This is a genomic window from Colwellia chukchiensis, from assembly GCF_002104455.1.
GTDB classification, from domain to species: Bacteria; Pseudomonadota; Gammaproteobacteria; order Enterobacterales; family Alteromonadaceae; genus Cognaticolwellia; species Cognaticolwellia chukchiensis.
In genome coordinates this window covers 490,924-514,416 of record NZ_NBOC01000001.1, presented here as the reverse complement: position 1 = coordinate 514,416, position 23,493 = coordinate 490,924, and the positions used below count along the sequence as shown (strand labels likewise).

Here is a 23,493-nt window from a genome sequence, read left to right as displayed (position 1 = left end):
TGTTAATATTGTTTTTTCTTAAAAATACTGCCCAAGGCTAAGGTTTTTTAGCAAGAGAGTCGAGCGTTGCAGGGAAAAGTTATTACCGACAATAACGCTGTAAATAATAAAGTTTGCTACCCCAATAATACATGGGCTGACACTGCCCGTTTACTAGCAAAACTTTGTCGCGTTAATGGCGTTTTGGCAACTGGCAAAAACCTATGTTTACTTAGATAAAAGAAAACAAGTCTTAGTGCATAAAACAGGGGGCGATTACTACCCAGAAACTTATGTTAACTCCGTGGTAGACAATATATTGGTATCTTATGATTTCGCTACGTTTTCATGAGAAATGAGATATGGGAGAGCTGTTACTGCTTTAAAGCACTAAAGAATGGGTGGTAACCCAATCAGCCACACTCCGGCACATGAGTCGTCTGCTGCGGTTGCTTCCTTCCGGACCTGGCCGAGTTCACAGAGTATCATTGCGAAGGGACCAAAAGGGTCACCATAATGGCGCTAAAGAATGTCCTTAACGCGGCGCGAATTATCGCTAATCGATAGCAAGGTTGCAAGCGCTAGTTACTAAAATCAAACTAGTTGACCGTTTTTTAAACAAAGTTAGATTTAACGGCTACTTAAGCTACGGTGCAATATTAACATTTAGCTCGCTGCGCGTTTCAAAACCCTACGCTAAATCCCTGACAACTTTTATATTAGGCTTCGAGCAAGTCGATATTTATCGTAGCCGTAGCCAAGTATGACTTGAGCAGATAGTGGCTATGGCTAAATTATCGTGTTAGCTAACAAGTGCTTCATTGCTGGTCAATGGAGCCCTTGTTGCCTGACGAATTGCCACGTTTTAATCCTGTGCTTATTTTTTCATGGCTAATCAAGCCTAGCCAGCTTCTCGTTTATCTCTAAAAGTACAGACTTAATTACCAGCAAGTTTTCTTTACCTAGTCTTAACATAAGCTTTTCTGCATCATCTAACGACTCTAAGCTCGGATCTTGATATTTATACATCACACTGGGCCTGGTCAATGCTGGTTCAGCTTTAGGGATTTCCATATCCAGTACTTTACTGATGGCACTGTATAACACTTGCGTAAAGTCAGTATCTGGATAGCCGAGCTCAGCGTAAGCTTGATCAATTAATGGCTTTAATTCCAAGTACCACTGAATTAGGGTTTCGCTATCCATAGAGCGTAATAAGTCAACATAAACACTGAAACGACGCGTATTACTTTCATCCCATTGCCATTTTGCTCCTGTATCTGATTGCGCTTCAAGCGCCGCAAATTTTGTTTTAGGGGCAATAAGCGGTGTATGTTCATAGGCCAAGTTTCCTTGACTAAAGTTGTCAGTAAATACCACAAAGCGACGAATAATATCGTCAGTGACCATCAATTTTAGCAACTCTTTTCGCCACGTTAAGCTAGGGAGTTTTGCTTCAAACCAAGTATCACTTTCGTCTAATGTTGGCAGCATTATCTCAGGCTTTATAGGCGTTTTGCTTACCGGCTCAGGTAACAGCTCAGGCGCAATAACTTCCGGCTCGGGTTCAGGCAATGGCTCAGGTTCAGGTTCAGTGGCCACAGCTACCGGCGCTTGTTCAGTAATAACGGCACTTTCTTCTTCTGATAACACATAAAAATAAACAACAAGGGCAATAATTACGGCAATGATTATCGCAATAACCGCCCATGGTGTGTGCTTTTGCTCAGCATTTTGAATTGACATAATAACCTTTATTTTTTGAAATTAATGACATAAAAAATGAAAAACCCATACCTTAATCTTACAACAAAGCTTAGGTTAATGCTCTGCATCATCTTGATTTTCTGGCAGCGCGGCGATAAACGCAGGTTGTTGATTACAATTATCAACTACGCGACGAATATTGGCAAACCTTGTCATATCAAGCTTAAAGCGGTTCGCATTATAGACTTGTGGCACAAGGCAAATATCGGCCATGGTAATAGTATCACCAAAACAATACTTACCTGCGCTATGGGCTAGCTGCTGCTCCACCGCCTCAAAGCCTTGTTGCATCCAATGATGACTCCAAGTGAGTTTAGCACTTTCAGGTAATGGTAGCGTATTTACTAAATATTGTTGAACCCGCAAATTATTAAGTGGGTGTATTTCACAAGCAATATCTAGCGCTAGCGCCTTAACCTTGGCTTTCTCAGCCGCATTTTGCGGGTAAAGCGCAATATCTGGGTATTTATCATCAAGGTATTCAATAATAGCTAACGACTGGTTTAATACGAGGTCGCCATCGACTAATGTTGGTACCAAGTGGCTAGGGTTTAGTGCCGTATAGGCGGCCTGATGTTGCTGTCCCCCGTCTTTAACTAAATGTACTGCAATAGACTCAAAAGCTAAGCCTTTTAGGTGTAAAGCAATTCTCACTCGATAAGCGGCTGAAGAGCGCCAATAACCATATAATTTCATCTTTCACTCTCTTTGAACAATAACAGTAACGTCGCACCTATTAGCGACGACTGCGCACTAAATTTTTACCGTTTTTTTATTAATATCGTATTCACGCAGTTTATTAGCGATCGCGGTATGACTTAAACCCAACTTTTTCGCTAATTGTCGCGTACTTGGGTACGCTGGGTATAGTTTGCGTAGTAGATCAGCTTCAAAATTTTTCACTGCAGCGTCGAGTGTGCCTTCAAAGTCTTGCTCCAAATAGCCATGTTCTCGCGTATAGGCAGGTAACTGCAAATGCGACGTCATGATGATATTACCTTCCATTAACGACACTGCTCTGATCAAAACATTCTCTAATTGTCTGACGTTGCCCGGCCAAGGATAATGCTCAATAAATTCTAAGCACTCTTGATCAAATGAGATGTGAGTTTTGCCAATGCGCTGACCAAATTGCGCAACAAAAAGTTCAGCCAAAGGAATAATATCAGCACGGCGCTCTCGTAACGGTGGAATATTCAACCCTAAAACATTAAAACGATAATATAAGTCCTCTCTAAACTCACCTAAGGACACCATATTAAGCAAATCTCTATTGGTTGAGCCTATGATGCGAACATTAACTTTAATTTCTTTTTCATCATCAATTCGCCGAAATGTACCATCTTGTATAACCCGCAACACTTTACTTTGTAATTTAGGCGACATTTCGCCAACTTCATCAAAAAATATAGTACCCCCATCTGCAGATTCAAATAAACCGCGTTTACTATTCGCTTGCCCTGCTGCTCCAGCACCGAACAATTCAGTCTCTGCTGCGTCATCGGGTAACGCAGCACAGCTTAAGGTCATAAATGGCTTATTTGCCCGGTCGCTTGCGGCATGACACGCTCGCGCTAATAGCTCTTTACCTGTGCCAGTTTCTCCAACAATTAGCATCGAAGAGTCCAGTAATGCCATTCGCTTAGCTTCACGCAGTAATTTACGCATGGCACTACTTTGCGCCTGAATGCCAGTAAAGTTGTTATCATTGGCTTTTTTAAATACGCTAATTTGTTGACCCAATCTTGCTTCTGACTTCAAGATTAACACCGCGCCAGCAAGGACTTGCTTTTCATTACCGTCAGCAATATGGATCGGGATTATATCAGCGACAAAATCATCTTCTTGAAATTTGACCCTTTGCGTTTGCGCTAACACTTCATCGCTGTCTAGCCAGCGTGAAAAGTTAAAACCTTTTAACCATTGTCCAATGTGCGTGGCGGTAATATTTTCCAGTGAATCACACATAATTTGTGCTGCGACATTATTTACTTTTCGAATTTGCCCTTTGCTATCAATCGAAATAAAAGGATCAGGAAAGGTTTTTACTAGGGTTTCAAATTCATTTCGCTCACGCTCTGACGGCATGTAGGGCGTGGTTTTAACGTCAATCACCCCTTCAATTAAACGTAACAAAGGCATAAAGTTTTGTAACTCTGAAAACTCAAGGTCTGGAATATTAATAAATATCTTTCCCGGTTGTTTTAACTCAATACCGCGTAAATCTATGCCACGCTCTACAAATATTGCTAATACATTTTGCGCGATACCTACTCGGTCCTGACAACCAATTTCTAAACGCATTTTATAACCTCAAGCAAAAAAACTTTATCAATAGGTCATTGTAAACTATTTTTTACAACAAAAAAAAGCCCCCTTTAGCAGGAGGCTGGTATTTATTGTTGTAAGCAAAAGTTACAAAAGTTGGTCTGTTTTCGCGGCACAGATAAAGTCATTCTTATGTAAACCTTTAATAGCATGAGTCCACCAAGTTACTTTAACTTTGCCCCACTCTAATAAAATTGCTGGGTGGTGGAATTCCTGCTCTGCTAATTCGGAGACTTTATTTGCGAACGCCCAAGCCAGTTTATAATTTTTAAATTTATAGACTCGCTCTAACATCATAATGCCATCATTTACTTCAGGCACCCAATCTGGAATTTGGGCTAATAAGGTGGCTAGTTCATCGTCACTTACTTTTGGCGCATCAACCTGACAGGCTTGACACTCTTGTTTAGCTAACTCAGCACTCATAACATTTCCTTAACTTGCTTTAGATGTTGATTTTGTTTCAAATTTTGCTGGATGTAGACCTAAGGCTTGCGCTTGCTCAATTAACGCCATGATATCGTCTACTTCTAGTTTTCGGATCTCATCGAGATCGCTAACCTTAGTCAGCATAAAATATACGGGTTGCAGAATATCAATGCGATATTGTGTTCTTAACACATCTAAAACCTCAAGTGGTTTTCTTTCAACATGCTTATCGTTTAACGCATAGTCGGTTTCACTGGGTGAAGACAATATTCCGCCACCATAAACACGCAGCCCTTTAGGGGTATCAAGTAAACCAAATTCAACGGTAAACCAGTACAGTCTGGCTAAAAACACCCGTTGCTCCTTAGTGGCATTCAAGCCCATTTTACCATAGGCTTGAGTGAAATCAGCAAACGATGGGTTAGTCAATAATGGACAATGGCCATAGATTTCATGAAAGATATCCGGCTCTTGCAAGTAATCAAACTCAGCACGAGAACGAATAAAGGTTGCCACCGGAAATTTACGCTCTGAGAGTAAACGAAAAAACTCACCAAAGCCAATCAAGGCTGGCACGGGCTCGCAGCGCCAGCCGGTTTCTGCATTCAATACCTCACTGACTTCGTTAAGTTGTGGAATTCTATCTTGAGGTAAATTCAGTTTTGCTAATCCAGCAATGAACTCGTCACACGCACTTTCGTTAACGATAGATAATTGCCGCGTGATAAGCTCGTGCCATATTTGATTTTCTGCCGCTGACCAGGCGATATTGCCATGCTCATCGGCAACTTTTGAAACATACTTAGTCGCCTTCGCCATGATTGTAACCTTACACCCTTATATCAATTATATTTGTTATTCTTTTGATATTTAAATCACTTTAGTTGCATCCATAGTAAGACAACCGACAACTAAAAAGCACCACTGGCTAAGCGACTACTTTTCAACCAGAAGCATAAAATGTAAATTTACTGTTACACGAAGATGTAAACTTGCCTAGGTGTGCAAATGCTAATAGGTGTTATTTTTTAATTAAGCCTTGAACCTGACTGACGATTTGTGCGCGTATATCGCCCAATTTAGGGGCATCATCAGTAAAAGGAATTGGCCGACATAAATGCATAGCCTTTAAGCCTAATCGCGCGGTTAGCATGCCTGCCCCTAGCCCTTGTGCCATGCGGGTTGAGAGTTTTCCTAATAATTCGGCTCCCAGTAGATCGGCACCTAAATCGGCCACCAATTCACTCGCGCCAGCATAGGCCATATTGACAATAACCTGTTTGATCAGCTTAATACGACTCCAATAGCCTAATTTGAGGCCATACAAGGCAGAAATTTTATTTACCAAGCGTAAGTTTCGCCATAACATCAATAGCATATCGATTATCGCTATCGGACTTAATGCCACTAACACCACAGATTCAGAAGAAAACTTAGCCACTTCTTTTAACGCTTTTTGATCAACCTGCGACAAAACGTTACGCGCATAAAGCTGCATAATTTCCGCATTATTAAATTCCGTAAAGTTTAGCGATTGCCATGAGTTTTGCTCAAAATTGGCAAGATCACACGGCAGTTGTTGCGTTAGTTTTTCACAAAATGCTACGGCATCTCCATGCGTACTATTATTTAAAAATGCTTGTGCTTGTTGCTGTATATGTTGCTGACGTTTAAATTGTCTCAGCCCAGATAACTCTCGCCATAGACTGCGGCCACACACTATAGCTAGCCCTGCCAGTAATAGTGCGTACAAGCTGGCAATTAACGGTGACTGGCTAAAACCATTAATAAAAAACTGCACCGCCTCTAATGACACTAACAGCGTAAAAACAAGCGCTATCAAGCGCCACAACCAAGGTGTTTTTTTGCTGGCAAGCACTTCAGTTTCAGGAGTTGGCTCAACGTGCTCGTCACTCACCCAGTCTTGTTCTTTTACTATAATTTGTGCCGTATTTTCGGCAAGACTATCATCAAAACCATCTAGCGACTCAAATAAAATTTGTTGCTGGTATTTTTCATTTTTATCGGTCATTTCAACTTATCTCCCAGCAAAAACTGTAACATTTGATCCATACGCAAGTGGGGTAAACTTTCGTCAAGGTGCGCAGACTCCATAGGCGCAAAAGCGATATAATTAAATGCCTGTTGTTGCCAATACTCAAGCGTTGGTATTGCCGATGGCACAGTACCTGGAAACAAAGTGATCACTTTATTGTCACTCAATTGCCGGCCTTTGATCACTGGGATACTTTTACCTTGATACTGACTTTTGCCCACTTGTGTCGCTTTTACTGAGGCAATAGCCATCGTTTTCATTTCAATCCCCTCAAAACTTAACGTTTGCTTGGTTTGAAATACCAGTTTGTTGAGTAAAGCAACTAAGTGGCTATGTTGCTCAGGGGTAACATGATCGGCTTTAGTGGCGGCAAAAAGTAATCGATCTATTTTCGGTGAAAACAACCGTGATAGTAAGCCTGATTGCCCATATTGAAAACTTTGCATAATCATCGCCATGGCATTTTGTAAATCAGCAAAACTGTCTGCACCATTATTAAGTGGCGTTAAACAATCGGCGAGCACAATTTGACGGTCGAAGTGAACAAAGTGTTCTTTATAAAAGCGCCGAACCACGCGTTCTTTATATTCAATAAAACGCGCCCTCAACATGCCTATATAACAGTCATCTTTAGCATTTTGATAATCATTGCTATCAATTTTATCAAAGCCAGTGTATGGAAAAAACTGTAATATTGGCGCATCTTCTAATTCACCGGGTAAGATAAATCGTCCTGGCTGAATAACCGACAAACCCAATTGATGACGAAACAATAACAACAACTCGGTGTACTCTTGCGCTAATTGCGCTAGCACATTTTCATCAACATTGGCAAACGGGTCAAAATCTGCCAATTTTTCCAGAAACGCTTTTGCATACTGGTTTCTAGGTGCTTGGCAAAGTAACGCGGTCGTTTGTTGTGACCACTCTTCAAAAGTGAGCGACAACAAGGGTAAATCCAACAACCATTCTCCTGGGTAATCCGTAATGTCAATATAAAGCGTCGCCGACTCAGTGGCATATTTAAGTAGTGAATCTTTTGGCTGGTACTTAACCGCTAACCGCAACTCACTAATGCCATTGGTGGGTTTGGGCCAACGCGGCGGTGACTGACAAAGCGCAGCAAACGCGCCATCGTATTCAAAGCGTGGAATGTGTAAGTGTTTTTGTGGCACACGTTTCGCGGCAATATATCGCCCTTGGTGAACAACATTAAAAAAGCTGAGCTGAGAATTACTGCCTTCATTAAGTAATTGATTAACTAATGAAGTAATAAATGCGGTTTTACCACTGCGACTTAGCCCTGTTACCGCCAATGTCACATGTTGGTCAATTGAGCGATTAACAAAGTCACTCGCTTTTTGCTTTAAATTGTCTAATTGAGATTTTTTAATAAACGCCATACTGCATTCTATCGTGTTGTTATTATCACTAGGTTAAAACATAACCCATGCTTATGATAGCGAAACGATCAACACGGCTTACCCTTGATCAAGATATCAAATAAAACTAACCTAGTGTCGATACTAGCGTTTTTCACGTTTTGTTAATAGGCTTTTGTTTACCGTAAAGTCCCATAAAAAAAGCGGCAAGGCCGCTATTTTTTATAGTTTATTAATTTCTCTTGAAACGGTAAATTCTGGCGAGGTGACATAGCGCTCAATGGTTTGAAGTTCACGCTCTAAGGTCTGAAACTTACGCCTAATATCATGAAACGCTTGTTTAGGCGGCTCTCCTGCTTGCCAAATGCGCGACTTCACTTTTATTGACTCTTGAGTAATATCCTCTGCCTCTTGTTGCCCACTTGCTTGCCGACTTGATTGTGACTGTTCATGTACTCCCTGTTTAAATTTGCTATGACCTGCATTTGCCGGCTTTTTGTCTAAAATAAACCAAGCCGCAATATAGATAACCACAAACCAGCCCATGCCTAGCAGTACCCCTGACACCACTAAAATACGCACCAACCATGTTTCCCAACCGAAGTAATCGGCAATGCCGGCACAAACACCCGCCAATTTTCCTTGGCTAGTATTTCGATATAACTCACCTCGGCATTTACGGGTCATAATTTGCTTCTCCATTCGGGTGTTTCTGCATCTAAAATAGCTTCCAATGTTTTAATTCTATCGGCCATTTTGTCTGCTAACTCTGATAATTCAGCTAATTGAATATATTCTTCTTCGCTAAACCCCTGGCTAATTTGACGCTTACTGCGATAGTGTAAAATCAACCAAATGGGTGCGACAACCACCATAAATATGATCACAGGGGCGATGATTATTTCTTCCACAATACTTCTCCTTTCATTGTATTTTGTAGCAATTAAGCGCCAATAACCTTCGACTATTGGCTGTTGCTATCTGACTTCATTTTAGCTTTTAATTGCGCTAATTCATCATCGATTTTTTCATCAGAAGCTAAATCAGCAATCTCATCTGCTAGCGACTTACTCCCCAAATCATAAGACTCTACCTGTGCTTCTATATCATCAATTTTACGTTCGTAACGGTCAAATCGACTCAAGGCATCATTGACCCGCTCACTGTCAATGTTCTTTTTCACTTTTAAGCGGGAGTTGGCGGTTTTCTCGCGCATAATAATCGCTTTTTGTCGCGCTTTTGCATCTGCTAACTTTTCTTGTAACTGCGAAATTTCATCTTGTAGCTTAGCAATGTGCTCGTCAACATGCGCTAACTCTTCACGCAAGGCACCGGCATTATCAAGGCACTTTTTCTTTTCCATTAACGCCGCTCGCGCTAAATCTTCGCGCCCTTTACTTAATGCTAGCTCAGCTTTCTCTTGCCACTGCGTAGCATCACTTTCAAAGCGATTGGCTTGTCGTGCTAAATCTTTTTTATCAGCCAAAGTTTTTGCTGATGATGAACGCACCTCAACTAACGTGTCTTCCATTTCTTGTATGATCAAGCGCACCATTTTTGCAGGATCTTCTGCTTTGTCTAATAAATTGTTAATATTAGAGTTGATGATATCTGTGAATCTTGAAAAAACACCCATAATTACTTCCTCATTGAAAAGTTTGCTTTAATTACCTTAGTCTGTACTATTCATGTTTTACGCCAAGTTTTTATATTAGGATAATCACTTGAATAATAACGTATTATTAATATTTAGAAAAAAGGCTTCAAACTCAAGTATTAATAAAATACACTATTTGTTAGTGAAAAAAACCAATTATTAGGTCAGTAAATGACACGCTTCAAACAACAAGATAACCTCATCGGCCAATCGAATAGCTTTTTAGAGGTGTTAGAGCAAATCTCACAAATCGCCCCGTTAAGTAAACCCGTCCTTATTATTGGTGAGCGCGGTACCGGCAAGGAGTTAGTGGCAGCTCGTTTACACTACTTATCAAAGCGTTGGGATCAAAATTACTTAAAGCTCAATTGTGCTGCCTTAAATGAAAATTTATTAGAAACCGAGTTGTTTGGTTACGATAGCGGCGCGTTTACTGGTGCAAGTAAACGCCACGAAGGACGCTTTGAACGTGCAGATAATGGCACTTTGTTTCTAGACGAGATAGCTAACACGTCTGGATTGATCCAAGAAAAACTATTACGCGTGGTTGAGTATGGTGAGTTTGAGCGGGTAGGTGGCTCACGCACGATAAAAACGAATGCGCGTTTGATCGCTGCCACCAATGAAGATCTGCCGTCTTTAGCAGCTTCTGGTGAGTTTCGCGCTGATTTGCTCGATAGATTGGCTTTTGACGTTATTACCCTACCCCCACTACGCGAACGTTTAGACGATATATTACTTTTGGCTGAGCACTTTGCCATTAATATGGCACGAGAGTTGGAGTTTGAACTGTTCAGTGGTTTTACCGAAAAAGCCAAACGTGCTTTACTGGAGTATCATTGGCCGGGTAATATTCGTGAACTAAAAAACGTTGTTGAGCGCAGTGTTTATCGTTGCAATAATCCTCATTTGCCTGTGCATGAGTTAGTTATAGACCCCTTTGAGTCGCCATATCGCCCTGATAAACGCATTAAAACACAAGACCGCATTATTACTAAACTTGTGCCAACAAGCCAAGACGAGCCACAAGCGCCACTAACCAAGTCACCTACCGCGCCTTCTGCTTTAACCACAAAGTCATGGCAATTTCCCGTTTCGTTAAAAAACTTATCGCAAAATTATGAAGTCGACTTGATCAAATCAGCATTAGAAAATTGCCAATATAACCAAAAGAAAACGGCTGATGCGTTGGAATTAACCTATCATCAATTAAGGGGTTACCTAAAAAAATATAACTTACTTGACTCAAGTGCTGCAGAAGAATAAGCATTTATTATGGCCAACTTTAAACAAACACCTCACTACTACCTAACATTGCTGTTATTAATGCTAAGTGCTTGCGATGCAAACGAAGCCTTACATTTAAGTAAAAACAGCGTAATTTACTGTAGTGAAGGGGCACCGGAAAGCTTCAATCCACAAACCGTAACTTCTGGTACCACGATTGATGCAACCGCCAACCAACTCTACAACCGGCTTATTGAGTTTAACCCCACAGACAATACCATTATTCCCGCCATTGCTAAGTCATGGCATGTTACCCGCGACGGTAAAATGATCACCTTTTATCTGCGCAAAGACGTGCAATTTCACCACACCAGCTATTTTACGCCGACACGCAAGCTTAATGCCGATGACATACTGTTTAGCTTTAATCGTATGTTAGATAAAACTCACCCCTACCATGCGGTTTCAGGTGGCAAATACCCGTTTTTTCAAAATGCGCAATTTGCCGATTTAATTGATAGTATTGAGAGAATCAATAGCCATACGGTACGCTTTCGCCTTAATCATTCTGATAGCTCGTTTTTGGCCAATATTGGCGGAAATTCTGCGGTCATACTGTCAAAAGAATATGCCGACCAATTAGCGGGTATGAACACCATGGCAGAGCTTGATAATTTGCCTATTGGCACTGGACCATTCAAATTTAAGCAGTATAGCTCTGGCACATTTATCCGCTATGAACCACATCAAGAATATTGGCGCGGCAAATCTGAGCTCAAGCAATTATTATTTGATATCACCCCCCGTGATACTGGCAGGCTAACAAAACTATTGGCGGGCGAATGTGATGTCATCGCTTACCCGATTGCTCATGAAAAAATCAGACAACACCCTGACTTAATACTCGAGTCAGTAACGTCTTTTAATGTCGGCTACTTTGGCTTTAACACTCGTATTGCACCGTTTGATAACCCGAAAGTGCGCCAAGCGTTAGCTTATGCCATTAATAAACAAGCGATACTAGAAACCGTGTACACAGGACAGGCAGAAATAGCCACGGGTTTGATCCCTAACTCTTCTTGGGCCCATGACGCGAGCATAATTGGCCAAGAATATTCGGTAACTAAAGCCAAGCAGCTATTAACCGAAGCCGGCTACCCCGAAGGCTTTAGCATGGACTTATGGGCAATGCCTGTGCAGCGTGCCTATAACCCCAATGCCATTACTATGGCCAAGCTTATTCAGGCTGATTTGCAAAAGTTAGACATCAAAGTCAGCATAGTTTCCGATTATGAATGGACAACATTTTTGCGAAAAATATCAGAAGGTGAACACCAAAGCGTACTGTTGGGCTGGTCGGCCGATCATCCAGACCCTGATAACTTTTTTAGTACTTTACTCAGTTGTGGTGCCATCAACACCGGCAGCAATCGAACGTTTTGGTGTAACCAAGAATTTGACCAGTTGGTCCAAGCCGCTTTGCAAACCGACAATATTAATACCCGTAAAGGCTATTACTCACAAGCCTTGGCACTGATCAATGAGCAGGTTCCTTTGATCCCTATTGCTCACTCGAAAAGATACCAAGCACGAGCGAAACATATTAGTGGTACACTATTGCGCTCTATTGGCGGAATTGACTTTCACGGGGTAACTAAAAACTAAAATGCTGATATTTACCCTGCGCCGCATTAGCTTATTCTTTTTTACTATGTTGTTACTGACAATATTATCTTTTAGTTTAAGCTTTTTATTTCCGGGTGAGCAATTAATCAACCTAACCGGACAAATCAATGCAACACCTGAACATTTAGCGGCGTTAGCACATCAATACCAACAACAGGCAAGTATAGTCAGCCAATATTTTAGTTATCTCAGCCATTTATTTCAGGGTGATATGGGCTATTCAATGGCCAGTCAATTACCGATTACAACTGAAATATTTCATCGCTTACCTGCGACGATTGAGCTCACCAGTGTCGCCCTGCTCATCGCGATGTTTTTTGGTATACCTATCGGCTTTTTCGCAGCTATCTATCACCGTAAAGTACCAGATAACCTTATTTTAGCTATTGCCATGATCGGCTATTCCATCCCCGTGTTCTGGCTTGGTATGTTAGCAATTTTAATTTTTTCTATTCAATTAGGCTGGCTGCCCTCAGCAGGACAAATTAGCTTATTATTTGAAATTGAATATGTCACAGGCTTGCAATTGATCGATATTTTACTGAGCGATAGCGAGTATAAGTGGCAAGCTTTTCAAGATGCTACGCGCCACCTTATATTACCTGTGATCGTTGTCGCTTTAGCCCCAGCGACCATCTTTATGCGTTTGGCACGCACCGCCATGCTAGAGGTGCTAGATACCCATTACATTACTGCCGCCCAAGCAAAAGGCTTAACCTTTGCGCAAATTATTTACCGTCATGCGATGCGAAACGCTGTTATTAAAGTCATTAGAGATGTGGGCTTACAGTTTGCGAACTTAGTCACCATCGCCATGATCACTGAAATGATATTTAGTTGGCCAGGCATTGGCAGTTGGTTGATTGAAAGCATTTATCAACGCGACTACACTGCCATACAAGGCGGCTTAATTGTGTTATCGACCTTTATTTTTATTGTCCATATTATCATAGATTTTGTTTATGCTGCCCTTAACCCTTTAGCTCGGGAGCCAAATCATGGCACGTGATAAAGTTTACCAGGAAGAAGACTTTCCTACGCCACTGATGCAGTTATGGCATAACTTTAAACAACCGCCGGTCGTTATGATTGGCTTTAGTTGTTTCATTTTTTTAATCATACTGGCCGTTGTTGCCAATTTTATTACGCCCTATTCAGCGGTAGAAAACCATTTAGACTACTTGCTGCTGCCGCCAGCATGGAGTAATGAAGGTAATATCAGCTTTTTACTGGGTACCGACAATTTAGGCCGAGATATGCTATCGCGTCTCATGCAAGGCGCTTCATTAACTTTTGGCTTAAGTATAATAGTGGTTGCGGTTTCACTGGTGATTGGCGTCATTATCGGCTCATTATCAGCGCTAACAACCGGTATCAAATCAAGTATTTTAAACCACTTTCTTGATGTGATTTTATCGATTCCTTCCTTATTACTAGCCATTATTATCGTTGCCATATTGGGTCCCGGGTTGGAAAATACCTTATGGGCTATTATCATGGTATTAATTCCACAATTTGTACATATTACGCGCAATGCAGTTAAAGAAGAGTTCGCTAAAGATTATGTCTTAGCCTCACGTCTAGATGGTGCCAACTCGTTTAGAATTCTACGCTACTCTGTATTTCCGAATATCATCGAAAAGTTAATTAGCCAAGCAACATTGGCACAGTCGGCGGCAATACTTGACATTGCGGCACTGGGCTTTCTTGGCTTAGGCGCGCCACTGCCAATGCCTGAATGGGGTGCCATGTTAGCGAATGGGATTGATATGTTTTATATTGCCCCCTGGACCGTCTATCTACCTGGTTTAGCGATTTTATTTTCAGTGATCGCCACTAATTTAGTGGGTGAAGGTATGCGCCACGCTCTGAAAGTGCGCAAGGAAAGTTAATGAATTTAATTGATATTCGCAATCTCTCCATTGAATTGAAAACAGCAACCAAGCCTATTTTAGCCGTGGATCACGTTAATTTAAAAATGCGAGAAGGTGAAGTACGCGGCTTGGTGGGCGAGTCTGGCTCAGGCAAGTCATTACTGGCACAAGCCATTATCGGTGTTCTTGATGAAAAGTGGCAAGTCCATGTTGATCGCTTTCATTGGCGTGGCCAAGACTTAATGCGCTTGTCTCCTGAAGAAAGAAAAGCTGTGATCACGAAAGATGTCGCGATGATCTTTCAAGAGCCAATGGCCTGTTTAGACCCAACCGCAACCATAGGCGAGCAGCTTGAAGAAGCCGTTGATGTTGCACAACTATCAGGCTTTTTTTGGCAAAAACGCCAACAACGAAAACTTGCAGCAATGAACTTACTGCACAAAGTGGGTATTAAGAAACACCAAGCCTGCGTAAAAAGTTTTCCACACCAACTTACCGATGCATTATGCCAGCGTGTCATGATAGCAATGGCGTTGGCACGTCGCCCGATATTATTGATTGCAGATGAGCCTACCGCAGCGATGGAAAGCACCAATCAAGGCCAGATTTTTCGGCTTTTGGCAAGCTTAAACCAACTGAAGAATATGTCGATTTTGTTGATCAGTCATGATTTAGAAAATGTCACCCATTGGACCAATACCATTACTGTGATGTACAGCGGTCAGTTTGTTGAAGCGGGCACCACAGAGCAAATTTTTAACCAGCCGTATCACCCCTATACACGGGCGCTTGTTGACAGTAGCCCAAAAGCTAGCAGTATGATCCCGAATAAGTCTAGGCTAATGACACTACCGGGTAGTATTCCAATCTTACAACATTTACCAATTGGCTGTCGTTTAGGGCCACGCTGCCCAAGAGCACAGCAAAAGTGTGTTCATGCGCCGAAAATTAAAAGCTACCATGATCACCAAGTTAGTTGCCATTTCCCGCTAAAGGATAGCTACTCGTGAGCAATGTGTTATTACAAGTTGTTAATTTAAGTAAAAGCTATAAAGACAAAAACTATTGGCTAAACCGCCGCTGTATTAACGCGCTTGAACCCTTGTCATTTAATATTGAAGCCCATAAAACCTTAGCGATTGTTGGTGAAACGGGCTCAGGAAAATCAACGCTAGCAAAGCTATTAGTTGGTGCAGAATTGCCGAGTACCGGCCATATTCGCTTAAATGGTCAAACACTTGAGCCAGGTAACTTTAAACAGCGCTGCCAACACATTCGCATGATTTTTCAAGACTCAGGTACAACCCTCAACCCAAGCCTGACCATAGAGCAGTTGTTAGACGAGCCTTTACAGCTCAATACCGATCTTGATGAACTGGAGCGTTATCAACTGATCCGAGAAACCCTGCAAAAGGTCGGCCTATTAGCAGAGCATATGAACTTTTATCCGCATATGTTTTCTGGTGGTCAAAAGCAACGTATCTCTTTAGCCAGAGCCATTATTTTACAGCCACAAGTGATCATTCTTGATGAGGCATTAGCTTCACTCGACCCATCACTGCGCTCACAAATGATCAACTTGTTGCTCGATTTACAACAACAAATGGGCCTTGCCTTTATTCTGATATCTCACAACTTAGGCATAGTTCGCCACTTTAGTGATGAGATGATGGTACTGTACAAAGGCAAGGTGCTAGAGCTAGGCAAAACCACTGATATTTTGCAAAACCCACAGCATAAACACACTAAGAAGCTGATCATGAGCCAACGTTTTCAATTACTTAATCGTTAATTGAAATAGTTAAATCACAAATAAAAACGCCAGTCAGCTTTACCTGACTGGCGTTTATTGATGCGTTAAAGAGATGAACTAGTAGGGCGTCGTTGGTGCTTGTACTGTGCGACGAACAATTTCAGCATCCACTTTTAGCGCTTCGATGTAGTTCAGGTAAGCGGTTTGGGCAAGCTGCTGCGTTAGTTGTTGTGACAATTGCGGCGCCGGTTGTGCGTCGCCTGCATGTACAGCCTGCAATTCAAGCACGGCCAAGTTACCATTACTTAAGTTAACCGTCGTTGCTGATATTTGCCCTTCACTTGGATGCGGTAACTTAAACGCTTCTCGTGTTAAGCTGGCATCTAGGCCACTACCTACTCGCGTCACTGCGGCTTTAGTTTCCATACTGGCACCATATTGCGCTAATTGCTCGCTAATATCCGTACCTGATTTAAAGGCTGCAAGTAACTCTTCGGCAACCGCTTGTGCTTGCTCAGATGCTTTTTCTGCAATTAAGATCGCTTTAATGTTATCGCTAACCTCGGCTAACGGTTTAACACTCGCTGCTTGATATTCTTGCAGGCGCATCACCATCGCCAAGCCATCGTTTACTTCAATGACATCAGAGTTGAGTTGTTCATTGATCACAAGCTCTGAGAAGGCAACATCGACAACGTTATTAGCATCAAATGGCGCTGCATTCACACCACGTGATAACCAGTCAGAGGTTTTAATCTTGGCATTTATTGCCTCGGCAGCATCTTCTAAGCTGTCGGGAAATTCAAAGCTTAAACGCGCCGCTTCTTGCTGAAGTTCAAAAAACTTGTCTTGGGCTTGTTCGTTTTTCGCTTTAGCTATGATTGAATCACGCACTTGAGCTAAGCTTTTCACGGTTTCGGCTTTGTAGTCTGTCAATTTAATAATATGAAAACCAAACTCTGTTTTAACAACGTCACTGACGCTGCCGATGCCTGTTAAAGCAAACGCTGCTTCATCAAACGCTGTATCCATGATACCAGCATCAATCCAGTCGAGATCACCACCGTTCTCGCCGCTAAACGTATCTGCAGAGTGTGCTTTTGCTAGCGCTGCAAAGTCTTCCCCAGCATTAATTTTTGCCAATAAGGCTTCTGCTTGCGCTTGTGCTTGGTTTTCATCTTCACCAAATTCAATCAGTATATGAGCAACTCGGCGCTGTTCTTGTTCTGTATACTGGCTAATATTATTTTGATAATAATTTGCAATATCGTCTTCTGTTAAGGTAATACTATTGGCAATATCGTTTACGTCGATAGTGATATAGTTCACTTTAACCTGTTCTTGGTTTTCAAATCGTGCTTGATTCGCAAGGTAATAATCGTTAATTTCCGCTGCAGTTACTTCGGCGTTACCTTTAAATTGCTCAATATCAAGCGTTGCAAAGCGAATATCACGTTGTTGATTTTCTAACGCTGTGTACATTTGTTCTTGATATGGCAAACTAAACTCAGTGCTAACTAAGCCTTGGGTCAATTGGCGGCGCGTCATTTCAGTGCGAAGATAGTCACGAAAATCAGACGATTGATAAAAACCTGCTTGATTGATCATGGCTAAATAGCGGTTATTATCAAACACACCATCAACTTGAAACTCTGGCATATTGCGAATGGTACTTTTAATGCGCTCATCGCTGACCCGTATCGCCAATGCGGCTGAGTGTTGATCCAACAGTTTTTGACTGATCAAGTTGTCTACCACACCAGTGCGAAAGTTACTCATGTAATTAGCATCTGCTGATAAGGTTTCAAACATCTCACCAAATTGTTGCGCCATACGATTACGTTGCGCTTGATAAGCTTTATTAAACTCATCTTGCGATATTTTTTCGCCATTAACATCAGCCACAGAGCTATCAACTGAGTTAGTGTAATTGCCAATGCCAGCAACAGCGAAGGTTAAAATAATTAAACCAAGAATAATCTTAGCGGTTAATCCTTGAGAGCTTTCTCGAATATTTTCTAACATCTTTATCTCTTTACACGAGGCTATTGTATTTCGGCGCGGTTTTAGCTTAGACAACAATTTACCTGTGGCTAGTATGATGAGTGATCACAAGCCGCTGTTTAATTAACAACGAGTAGTCAACTTAAATGAGTAAACTAAAAACAGGCTATTTACTTACTTTTACGCTTTAAAACCGCAATTTGAACGGGCATGTTAGCCCAATAATAATCAAAATGAAACTTTTTTACTCTGACGATGAATGAATGGTTAAAAAAACGTCACTTCCTTTAAACTAATGGCTGTATAAATAAAAAAGAGCAAGTAACTGACAGCTACTTGCTCTGGGTATAAACGTAATTAGCACTTACTTTTTATTCAGTATATCGTCCAAGTTGGCTTGTTCATTGGAGGATAAGGATAACTCACTCGCCTTGGCTTTACCTCGCCTGCGTAACGTCCAAATGACGCCAATAATAAAACCGAGAAAGATCACTATAGGCCCAAACCATAGCACATAGGTTTGCTTTTTTAACTGTGGTCGATAAAGCACAAAGTCTCCATAGCGATAGACCATAAAGTCTATGATTTCTTGATCTGTTTTGCCCTCTTGTAGCAGAGTGTACAGTGTCTTTCTTAAATCAACCGCTATTTTTGAGTTTGAGTCTGCTAAGTTTTGGTTTTGACACTTAGGGCATCTGAGCTCTTTAGACAATACTTGAAAGCGTATTTTCGTACGCTCATCTTTAAACTCAAAAGTGTCTACTGGGCTAGCACTCACTTGAGTTAAGCCCAGCATCAGCAATATCACGCTGATAACGATAGAGCGCAAAGGCACAAACAAGGCGCTAGCTGTTACCGACTTTACGACAAATTGCATTACGAAGCTCCCTGGGCTATTTCCATCTCAATGGTATCGATTAATGGCAGAAACTCTTTTTGCCACACTTTGTCATTGATTGGGCCAGCAAAGCGTTTGCGAATAATGCCGGTATGATCAATAACAAAGGTTTCTGGTGCACCAAAAACACCAATATCCAAGCCTAATGCGCCCTGCTCATCAAAAATCGAAAAAACATAAGGATCTTTATATTGCTTTAGCCAACGTAACGCCGCGCTTCGCTCATCGGTAAAGTTAAGGCCATAAAGGGTAATACGAGGATCTGCTGTAATATCAAGTAAATATGGATGCTCATATTTACACTGAATACACCATGTCGCCCAAACGTTAAGTAAGACTATCTCGCCCTTTAGATCATCTCGCCCGAGTACTTGCTGATCATCTTTTAATCGTGGTAGCGCAAATTCAGGTAATGGCTTACCTATCATAGCGGACGGCATTGCCTGCGGGTTAAGAAATAAGCCTCGATATAGTAATGCCCCCAATAACACAAATAAAATTAAAGGGATAAAACGAATGATTTTTTTCATTAATTTAAGCCTCTTGAACTAAGTTAGGGTTGGCTATTGTTTGCTGGGCACGCGCTGCCTGCTTTTGCTTTCGGTAGCGCTTACTTAAAATAGCTAAGAACCCCCCCAATGCCATAAAAAAGCCACCTAGCCAAATCCAGACGATAAATGGTTTGTAATATAATCGCATAGACCAAGCATTTTGGCCAAGCGGGTCGCCCAAGGCAACATAAATATCACGCCATAAAGTGGTATGAATTCCGGCCTCAGTCATGCCCATACTTTCAACTACATAGGTACGCTGCTCGGGCTTTAATAACGTAATAAACTTACCATCTAATGACACCTTCATTTGCCCCTGAATAGCGCTATAGTTAGGCCCTTTAACATTTTTCGTGCCAGCATATTCTATGGTATAACCCGACAGATTAACGGTTTCACCTGGCGACATTTTGACATTTATTTCTTGCTCATATGACGACACCATAGTGACACCAATAACGGTTATCGCAATACCAGCATGCGCAACGGCCATACCAATATGATTAAGAGGCACCGCCGATAGTTTCCAACGGCCATCTGCTTGTTTGGCATTATTAAGTACATCTTTAAGTACGGCTAATATAATCCAACAGCCCAAACTCATGCCAACAAAGACCATAAAGTCGAACTCGCCAGCAAAGAGGAATGGCCAAGCCGCACCAAATAAGACACTGAATATCGATATCGCATTTAGGTGCTTAGTTAACTCGCCTTTTCTTGCTTTTTTCCAACGAATGAGTGGACCTATACCCATAAAGAGAAATAAGGCGATCATCATGGGAATAAACACGGCATTAAAATATGGCGCTCCGACGGAGATTTTCCCCATCCCCATGGCATCGATAATTAATGGGTATAAGGTTCCTAGCAAAATAGTGACTGTGGCGGTTATTAATATCGACATCGCCACAAGAATTGTGTTTTCACGCGAATATAAAGTAAAGCGATTAGGACTAGTCACATTAGCAGCTTTTATCGCATACAAGGTCAATGAACCACCGACAGCTAAGGCCAACAATACGAGTAAGTAGACCCCACGATCAGGGTCGACCGCGAACGAATGAACCGAGGTAATGACACCCGAGCGTACTAAAAACGCGCCGAGTAAATTCAATGAGAAGGTAAATATTGCTAGTAACAAGGTCCAATGTTTAAAGGTATTTCGTTGCTCGGTTACCGCCAATGCATGAATTAATGCCGTCCCCGCAAGCCATGGCATAAATGACACGTTTTCAACCGGATCCCAAAACCACCAGCCGCCCCAGCCTAATTCATAATAAGCCCACCAACTGCCGAGTGCGATACCGATAGACAGGAATGACCAAGCGGCAACGGTCCACGGTCGAGACCAACGTGCCCAAGCTGCATCCATCTTACCCGCCATTAAAGCCGCGATAGCAAACGCAAACGCCACCGAGAAACCAACATAGCCCATATACAACATGGGTGGATGAATGATTAAACCAATATCTTGCAATAATGGGTTTAAGTCGCGCCCTTCCATAGGGAAGTTAGGGAGTAGACGTTCAAATGGGTTTGAAGTTAACAGGGTAAATAAAATAAAGCCAACCGCAATCATGCCCATCACAGCCAAGACGCGGGCAACAAATTCTCGCTCAAGTTGTTTACTATAGACACCAACCGCAAACGTCCACGCGGTCAAGGCAAATACCCAAAACAGCATAGATCCTTCGTGTCCGCCCCAAACAGCACTAATCTTAAAGTAATAGGGTAATAAACTGTTTGAATGATTGGCAATATACTTAACCGAGAAGTCATCGACGGTAAAGCTATAGGCTAGTAAAAATATACTAATGCCAACAAAAATAAACAAACCAAAGCTCAGTGGCTTAGCACTATTGATTAATTGTTGATTGTTTTGCGCAACACCAATCAGTGGCACTATGCTTAAACATAAAGCAAAAGCTAATCCAATAATAAGCGCAAAATGGCCAAGTTCTGGGATCATGATAATTCCTGTAAATCTAGGTTAAAACATTGCTGAGTTCTAGCTAAGCTAATCATAAAGCGTTCCACATTAAATGTTTAGGTTATTGCTAGGCAAGGTAACGCCTAGCTATAACAAATTTAACTGACTATTGTACCTGTTCTGTGATCTCGATTTTAATCGGGCTTTTTTCTAGCGTCTCAACGTGTAACGCTTCCGCTTTATAGTCTCCTGGTTTAATCCCGACACTCCCTTGCATCGATACCACCGCATAGATATGCACCTTGTCAACATCACTTAAACGCATTTGCGCTGTCATGGCTTGCGAATCATTAAGTACCACGCTCAAGGGCAAATCACTCGCTTTAACTTTTACCGCTGCCAACGGCATGCGTGGGCCGTCAGCAGCAATCGCATAAATAAAGACGGTTTTATCATCGCCTGCCATTAACTGGGCTTGCACCGACTCTGCCAACGAGACGTTAACGATAAGTTGTGGTGCATTGGCATCAACAACTTCCTTCCCTTGAGTTGCTTCATCACTAAGTTGTAATTGATTTTTGGCTTCGGCAATCGCACCTTGCAATGCTTGTACGCTAACACCTGGGCGACCACTATTGAGCACTTTCTCCCAATAATGTACGGCTTGTGCAAACGCTCGGTTACTGAAGCTGTTCATACCTAAAAGGATATTCGTTGCTGGGTCAAGTGCATCTAAGGCAAGCGCTTTATCGATAACCGTCTGAATATCACTATTAATTTGTTGATTATTTTTGTAATACATTGCTTGCGCTTTAGGCCCTAATAACTCGGCGTATTCCCCCACTTGCTCGATGACACGATCAAAGGCAGCGATTGCAAGCTCAAATTCTCCACTCGATATATAAGCTTGGCCTAGGCTAAACCATGCTTGAGAGTTGCTTGGATCATCTTTAACTTCACGTTCTAATTGTTGTAATCGAAACGCCAACATCTGCTCTGGGTTTAAGTTTTGGTGCGCCTCTTGCTCTGTTAGTGAATCGGGTGCATTAAGCTTTTCATAGGCACCAAGCGACATATAGGCAAAAAAACTAAAGCTAACAATCGCTAAAGCAATACCTAGTGGCCACGACCATGACTTCTCTTGTCGGTGTATAACAGTAGTGGTGGATGCCTCGACATCTTGCAGCAGCGACTTATCAAGCTCTGCTTTTAATTGCGTAAAACTGTCTTGCTCAATACTGCCATCCGCTAAATCCTGCTCTAATTGGGCTAAGTGCTCATGATAAAGTCTAATATTTGTTTCTTGTCTGATATTATCATTTTGCGCACCAATGGCGTCTTCTGGCGCACTAAAAATTCGCCAGACAATAAATAACGCAATTACGATTAATAGCATAATTGCTAGCCAAAACATTGTCATATTGTTTAATTTACACCTATATTTGTCGAGTAAAACCTTAGATAGCGAATGAATTGATTGTGCGTTTTTTAACGAATCTATAAAGCGCTACTGCCTTGCTTTGATGCGCTGTAAGATTAACAATTATCATCTACTTTTCCTAGCGATATCGATGCTAAAGTCACGGCTTTCACCGTTACTGTTCTCGAACCAAAATCACGTTGAGGTTATTGTTTAACTCACGCTGTTTTAATGGTTGCCAATATAACACAAAAGCAACTTGCGCGGCGTGTTAGTCGCCAGTAGTCGCGTAAACTTTGATTGAGGTCAAAATCAAATAAATTGATTAATGTCACAACCGCTAACAAATGCGTTAAGCAGAAATAGCAGTGCTTTTTGTCATTGTATGGTTATTTGAGTAACGGAATATTGCTGCGCCTAAAACGCATTGCAATTAAATTCGCTAAGATTAATGATGGCTTAATGTGACTTTATGGGCAGCTATACTAAGCTGTTGGGATAATAGGTAAAATATCTGTATTTTAGAAACAATTAAGCCGCTTTCATCAGCGG

22 protein-coding genes and 1 other RNA gene are annotated in these 23,493 nt (G+C 41.7%); 7 read left to right on the top strand and 16 right to left on the bottom strand.

Translation table 11 applies throughout. The features are described 5' to 3' along the window. Positions 1 to 175: 175 nt before the first annotated feature. Entirely contained in the window at positions 176 to 331 is a 156-nt protein-coding gene (locus B6K83_RS18290) for a hypothetical protein (RefSeq protein WP_158088309.1), read from the top strand. Between the two features lie 56 nt (positions 332 to 387). Here the strand turns inward: B6K83_RS18290 and ffs are convergent. The 11 genes from ffs to pspA form a co-directional block, all read right to left on the bottom strand. Continuing rightward, an RNA gene (gene ffs, locus B6K83_RS02340) (signal recognition particle sRNA small type) lies at positions 388 to 484 on the bottom strand. A 386-nt stretch (positions 485 to 870) separates the two neighbouring features. Then, complete coding sequence (locus B6K83_RS02330; protein WP_085282839.1) at positions 871 to 1,725, bottom strand: DUF3014 domain-containing protein; 855 nt, start codon at positions 1,723 to 1,725, stop codon at positions 871 to 873. A 75-nt stretch (positions 1,726 to 1,800) separates the two neighbouring features. Continuing rightward, positions 1,801 to 2,442 carry a maleylacetoacetate isomerase gene (gene maiA, locus B6K83_RS02325; protein WP_085282837.1) on the bottom strand — a complete coding sequence of 214 codons (642 nt, stop codon included), beginning with the start codon at positions 2,440 to 2,442 and terminating at the stop codon, positions 1,801 to 1,803. A 57-nt stretch (positions 2,443 to 2,499) separates the two neighbouring features. Continuing rightward, positions 2,500 to 4,050 (bottom strand): transcriptional regulator TyrR, encoded by a 1,551-nt coding sequence (gene tyrR, locus B6K83_RS02320; RefSeq protein ID WP_085282835.1) that lies wholly within the window; start codon positions 4,048 to 4,050, stop codon positions 2,500 to 2,502. A gap of 111 nt (positions 4,051 to 4,161) precedes the next feature. Beyond that, positions 4,162 to 4,500: a 4a-hydroxytetrahydrobiopterin dehydratase gene (locus B6K83_RS02315; protein WP_085282833.1), complete on the bottom strand. Its 339-nt coding sequence runs from the start codon at positions 4,498 to 4,500 to the stop codon at positions 4,162 to 4,164. 9 nt (positions 4,501 to 4,509) lie between these two features. Further along, entirely contained in the window at positions 4,510 to 5,322 is an 813-nt protein-coding gene (gene phhA, locus B6K83_RS02310; protein WP_085282831.1) for a phenylalanine 4-monooxygenase, read from the bottom strand. Positions 5,323 to 5,524: 202 nt separating this feature from the next. After that, entirely contained in the window at positions 5,525 to 6,535 is a 1,011-nt protein-coding gene (locus B6K83_RS02305; RefSeq protein WP_085282829.1) for a YcjF family protein, read from the bottom strand. Further along, positions 6,532 to 7,962: a YcjX family GTP-binding protein gene (locus tag B6K83_RS02300; protein ID WP_085282827.1), complete on the bottom strand. Its 1,431-nt coding sequence runs from the start codon at positions 7,960 to 7,962 to the stop codon at positions 6,532 to 6,534. The genes B6K83_RS02305 and B6K83_RS02300 overlap by 4 nt, the downstream gene beginning before the upstream one ends. Before the next feature lie 201 nt (positions 7,963 to 8,163). Continuing rightward, positions 8,164 to 8,643 carry an envelope stress response membrane protein PspC gene (pspC, locus tag B6K83_RS02295; protein ID WP_233143779.1) on the bottom strand — a complete coding sequence of 160 codons (480 nt, stop codon included), beginning with the start codon at positions 8,641 to 8,643 and terminating at the stop codon, positions 8,164 to 8,166. Next, on the bottom strand, positions 8,625 to 8,816 hold the full coding sequence (pspB, locus tag B6K83_RS02290; RefSeq protein WP_408607166.1) for an envelope stress response membrane protein PspB: 192 nt from the start codon (positions 8,814 to 8,816) through the stop codon (positions 8,625 to 8,627). Before pspB ends, pspC begins: the two co-directional genes overlap by 19 nt. A gap of 89 nt (positions 8,817 to 8,905) precedes the next feature. Then, positions 8,906 to 9,577 carry a phage shock protein PspA gene (gene pspA, locus B6K83_RS02285; RefSeq protein WP_085282820.1) on the bottom strand — a complete coding sequence of 224 codons (672 nt, stop codon included), beginning with the start codon at positions 9,575 to 9,577 and terminating at the stop codon, positions 8,906 to 8,908. 192 nt (positions 9,578 to 9,769) lie between these two features. On the opposite strand from pspA, the gene pspF reads away from it, so the two are divergent. From pspF to B6K83_RS02255, 6 genes are read left to right on the top strand one after another with little or no spacing between them, the layout of a single operon-like run. After that, a complete protein-coding gene (gene pspF, locus B6K83_RS02280) occupies positions 9,770 to 10,864 on the top strand; it encodes a phage shock protein operon transcriptional activator (RefSeq protein ID WP_085282817.1) in 1,095 nt (364 codons plus the stop codon). A 9-nt stretch (positions 10,865 to 10,873) separates the two neighbouring features. Next, positions 10,874 to 12,490, top strand: coding sequence for an ABC transporter substrate-binding protein (locus B6K83_RS02275; protein WP_085282815.1), 1,617 nt, complete (start codon positions 10,874 to 10,876; stop codon positions 12,488 to 12,490). Position 12,491: 1 nt separating this feature from the next. After that, positions 12,492 to 13,520, top strand: a complete 1,029-nt coding sequence (locus tag B6K83_RS02270) for an ABC transporter permease (RefSeq protein ID WP_085282813.1) — start codon at positions 12,492 to 12,494, stop codon at positions 13,518 to 13,520. Continuing rightward, positions 13,510 to 14,403, top strand: coding sequence for an ABC transporter permease subunit (locus B6K83_RS02265; protein WP_085282811.1), 894 nt, complete (start codon positions 13,510 to 13,512; stop codon positions 14,401 to 14,403). Before B6K83_RS02270 ends, B6K83_RS02265 begins: the two co-directional genes overlap by 11 nt. Beyond that, on the top strand, positions 14,403 to 15,395 hold the full coding sequence (locus tag B6K83_RS02260) for a peptide ABC transporter ATP-binding protein (protein ID WP_085282809.1): 993 nt from the start codon (positions 14,403 to 14,405) through the stop codon (positions 15,393 to 15,395). Before B6K83_RS02265 ends, B6K83_RS02260 begins: the two co-directional genes overlap by 1 nt. Then, positions 15,392 to 16,177, top strand: coding sequence for a peptide ABC transporter ATP-binding protein (locus B6K83_RS02255; RefSeq protein WP_085282807.1), 786 nt, complete (start codon positions 15,392 to 15,394; stop codon positions 16,175 to 16,177). Before B6K83_RS02260 ends, B6K83_RS02255 begins: the two co-directional genes overlap by 4 nt. 78 nt (positions 16,178 to 16,255) lie before the next feature. On the opposite strand, the gene B6K83_RS02250 is transcribed toward B6K83_RS02255, so the two are convergent. The 5 genes from B6K83_RS02250 to ccmI all read right to left on the bottom strand — a co-directional run bounded on the left by B6K83_RS02250 (position 16,256) and on the right by ccmI (position 22,935). Next, on the bottom strand, positions 16,256 to 18,163 hold the full coding sequence (locus B6K83_RS02250) for a SurA N-terminal domain-containing protein (RefSeq protein ID WP_085282805.1): 1,908 nt from the start codon (positions 18,161 to 18,163) through the stop codon (positions 16,256 to 16,258). Between the two features lie 343 nt (positions 18,164 to 18,506). Then, positions 18,507 to 19,019: a cytochrome c-type biogenesis protein gene (locus B6K83_RS02245; protein WP_085282803.1), complete on the bottom strand. Its 513-nt coding sequence runs from the start codon at positions 19,017 to 19,019 to the stop codon at positions 18,507 to 18,509. Continuing rightward, a complete protein-coding gene (locus B6K83_RS02240; RefSeq protein WP_085282801.1) occupies positions 19,019 to 19,570 on the bottom strand; it encodes a DsbE family thiol:disulfide interchange protein in 552 nt (183 codons plus the stop codon). Before B6K83_RS02240 ends, B6K83_RS02245 begins: the two co-directional genes overlap by 1 nt. A 4-nt stretch (positions 19,571 to 19,574) precedes the next feature. Continuing rightward, positions 19,575 to 21,560 carry a heme lyase CcmF/NrfE family subunit gene (locus tag B6K83_RS02235; RefSeq protein WP_085282799.1) on the bottom strand — a complete coding sequence of 662 codons (1,986 nt, stop codon included), beginning with the start codon at positions 21,558 to 21,560 and terminating at the stop codon, positions 19,575 to 19,577. A 127-nt stretch (positions 21,561 to 21,687) separates the two neighbouring features. Continuing rightward, positions 21,688 to 22,935: a c-type cytochrome biogenesis protein CcmI gene (gene ccmI, locus B6K83_RS02230; protein WP_269843984.1), complete on the bottom strand. Its 1,248-nt coding sequence runs from the start codon at positions 22,933 to 22,935 to the stop codon at positions 21,688 to 21,690. Positions 22,936 to 23,493 lie beyond the last annotated feature (558 nt).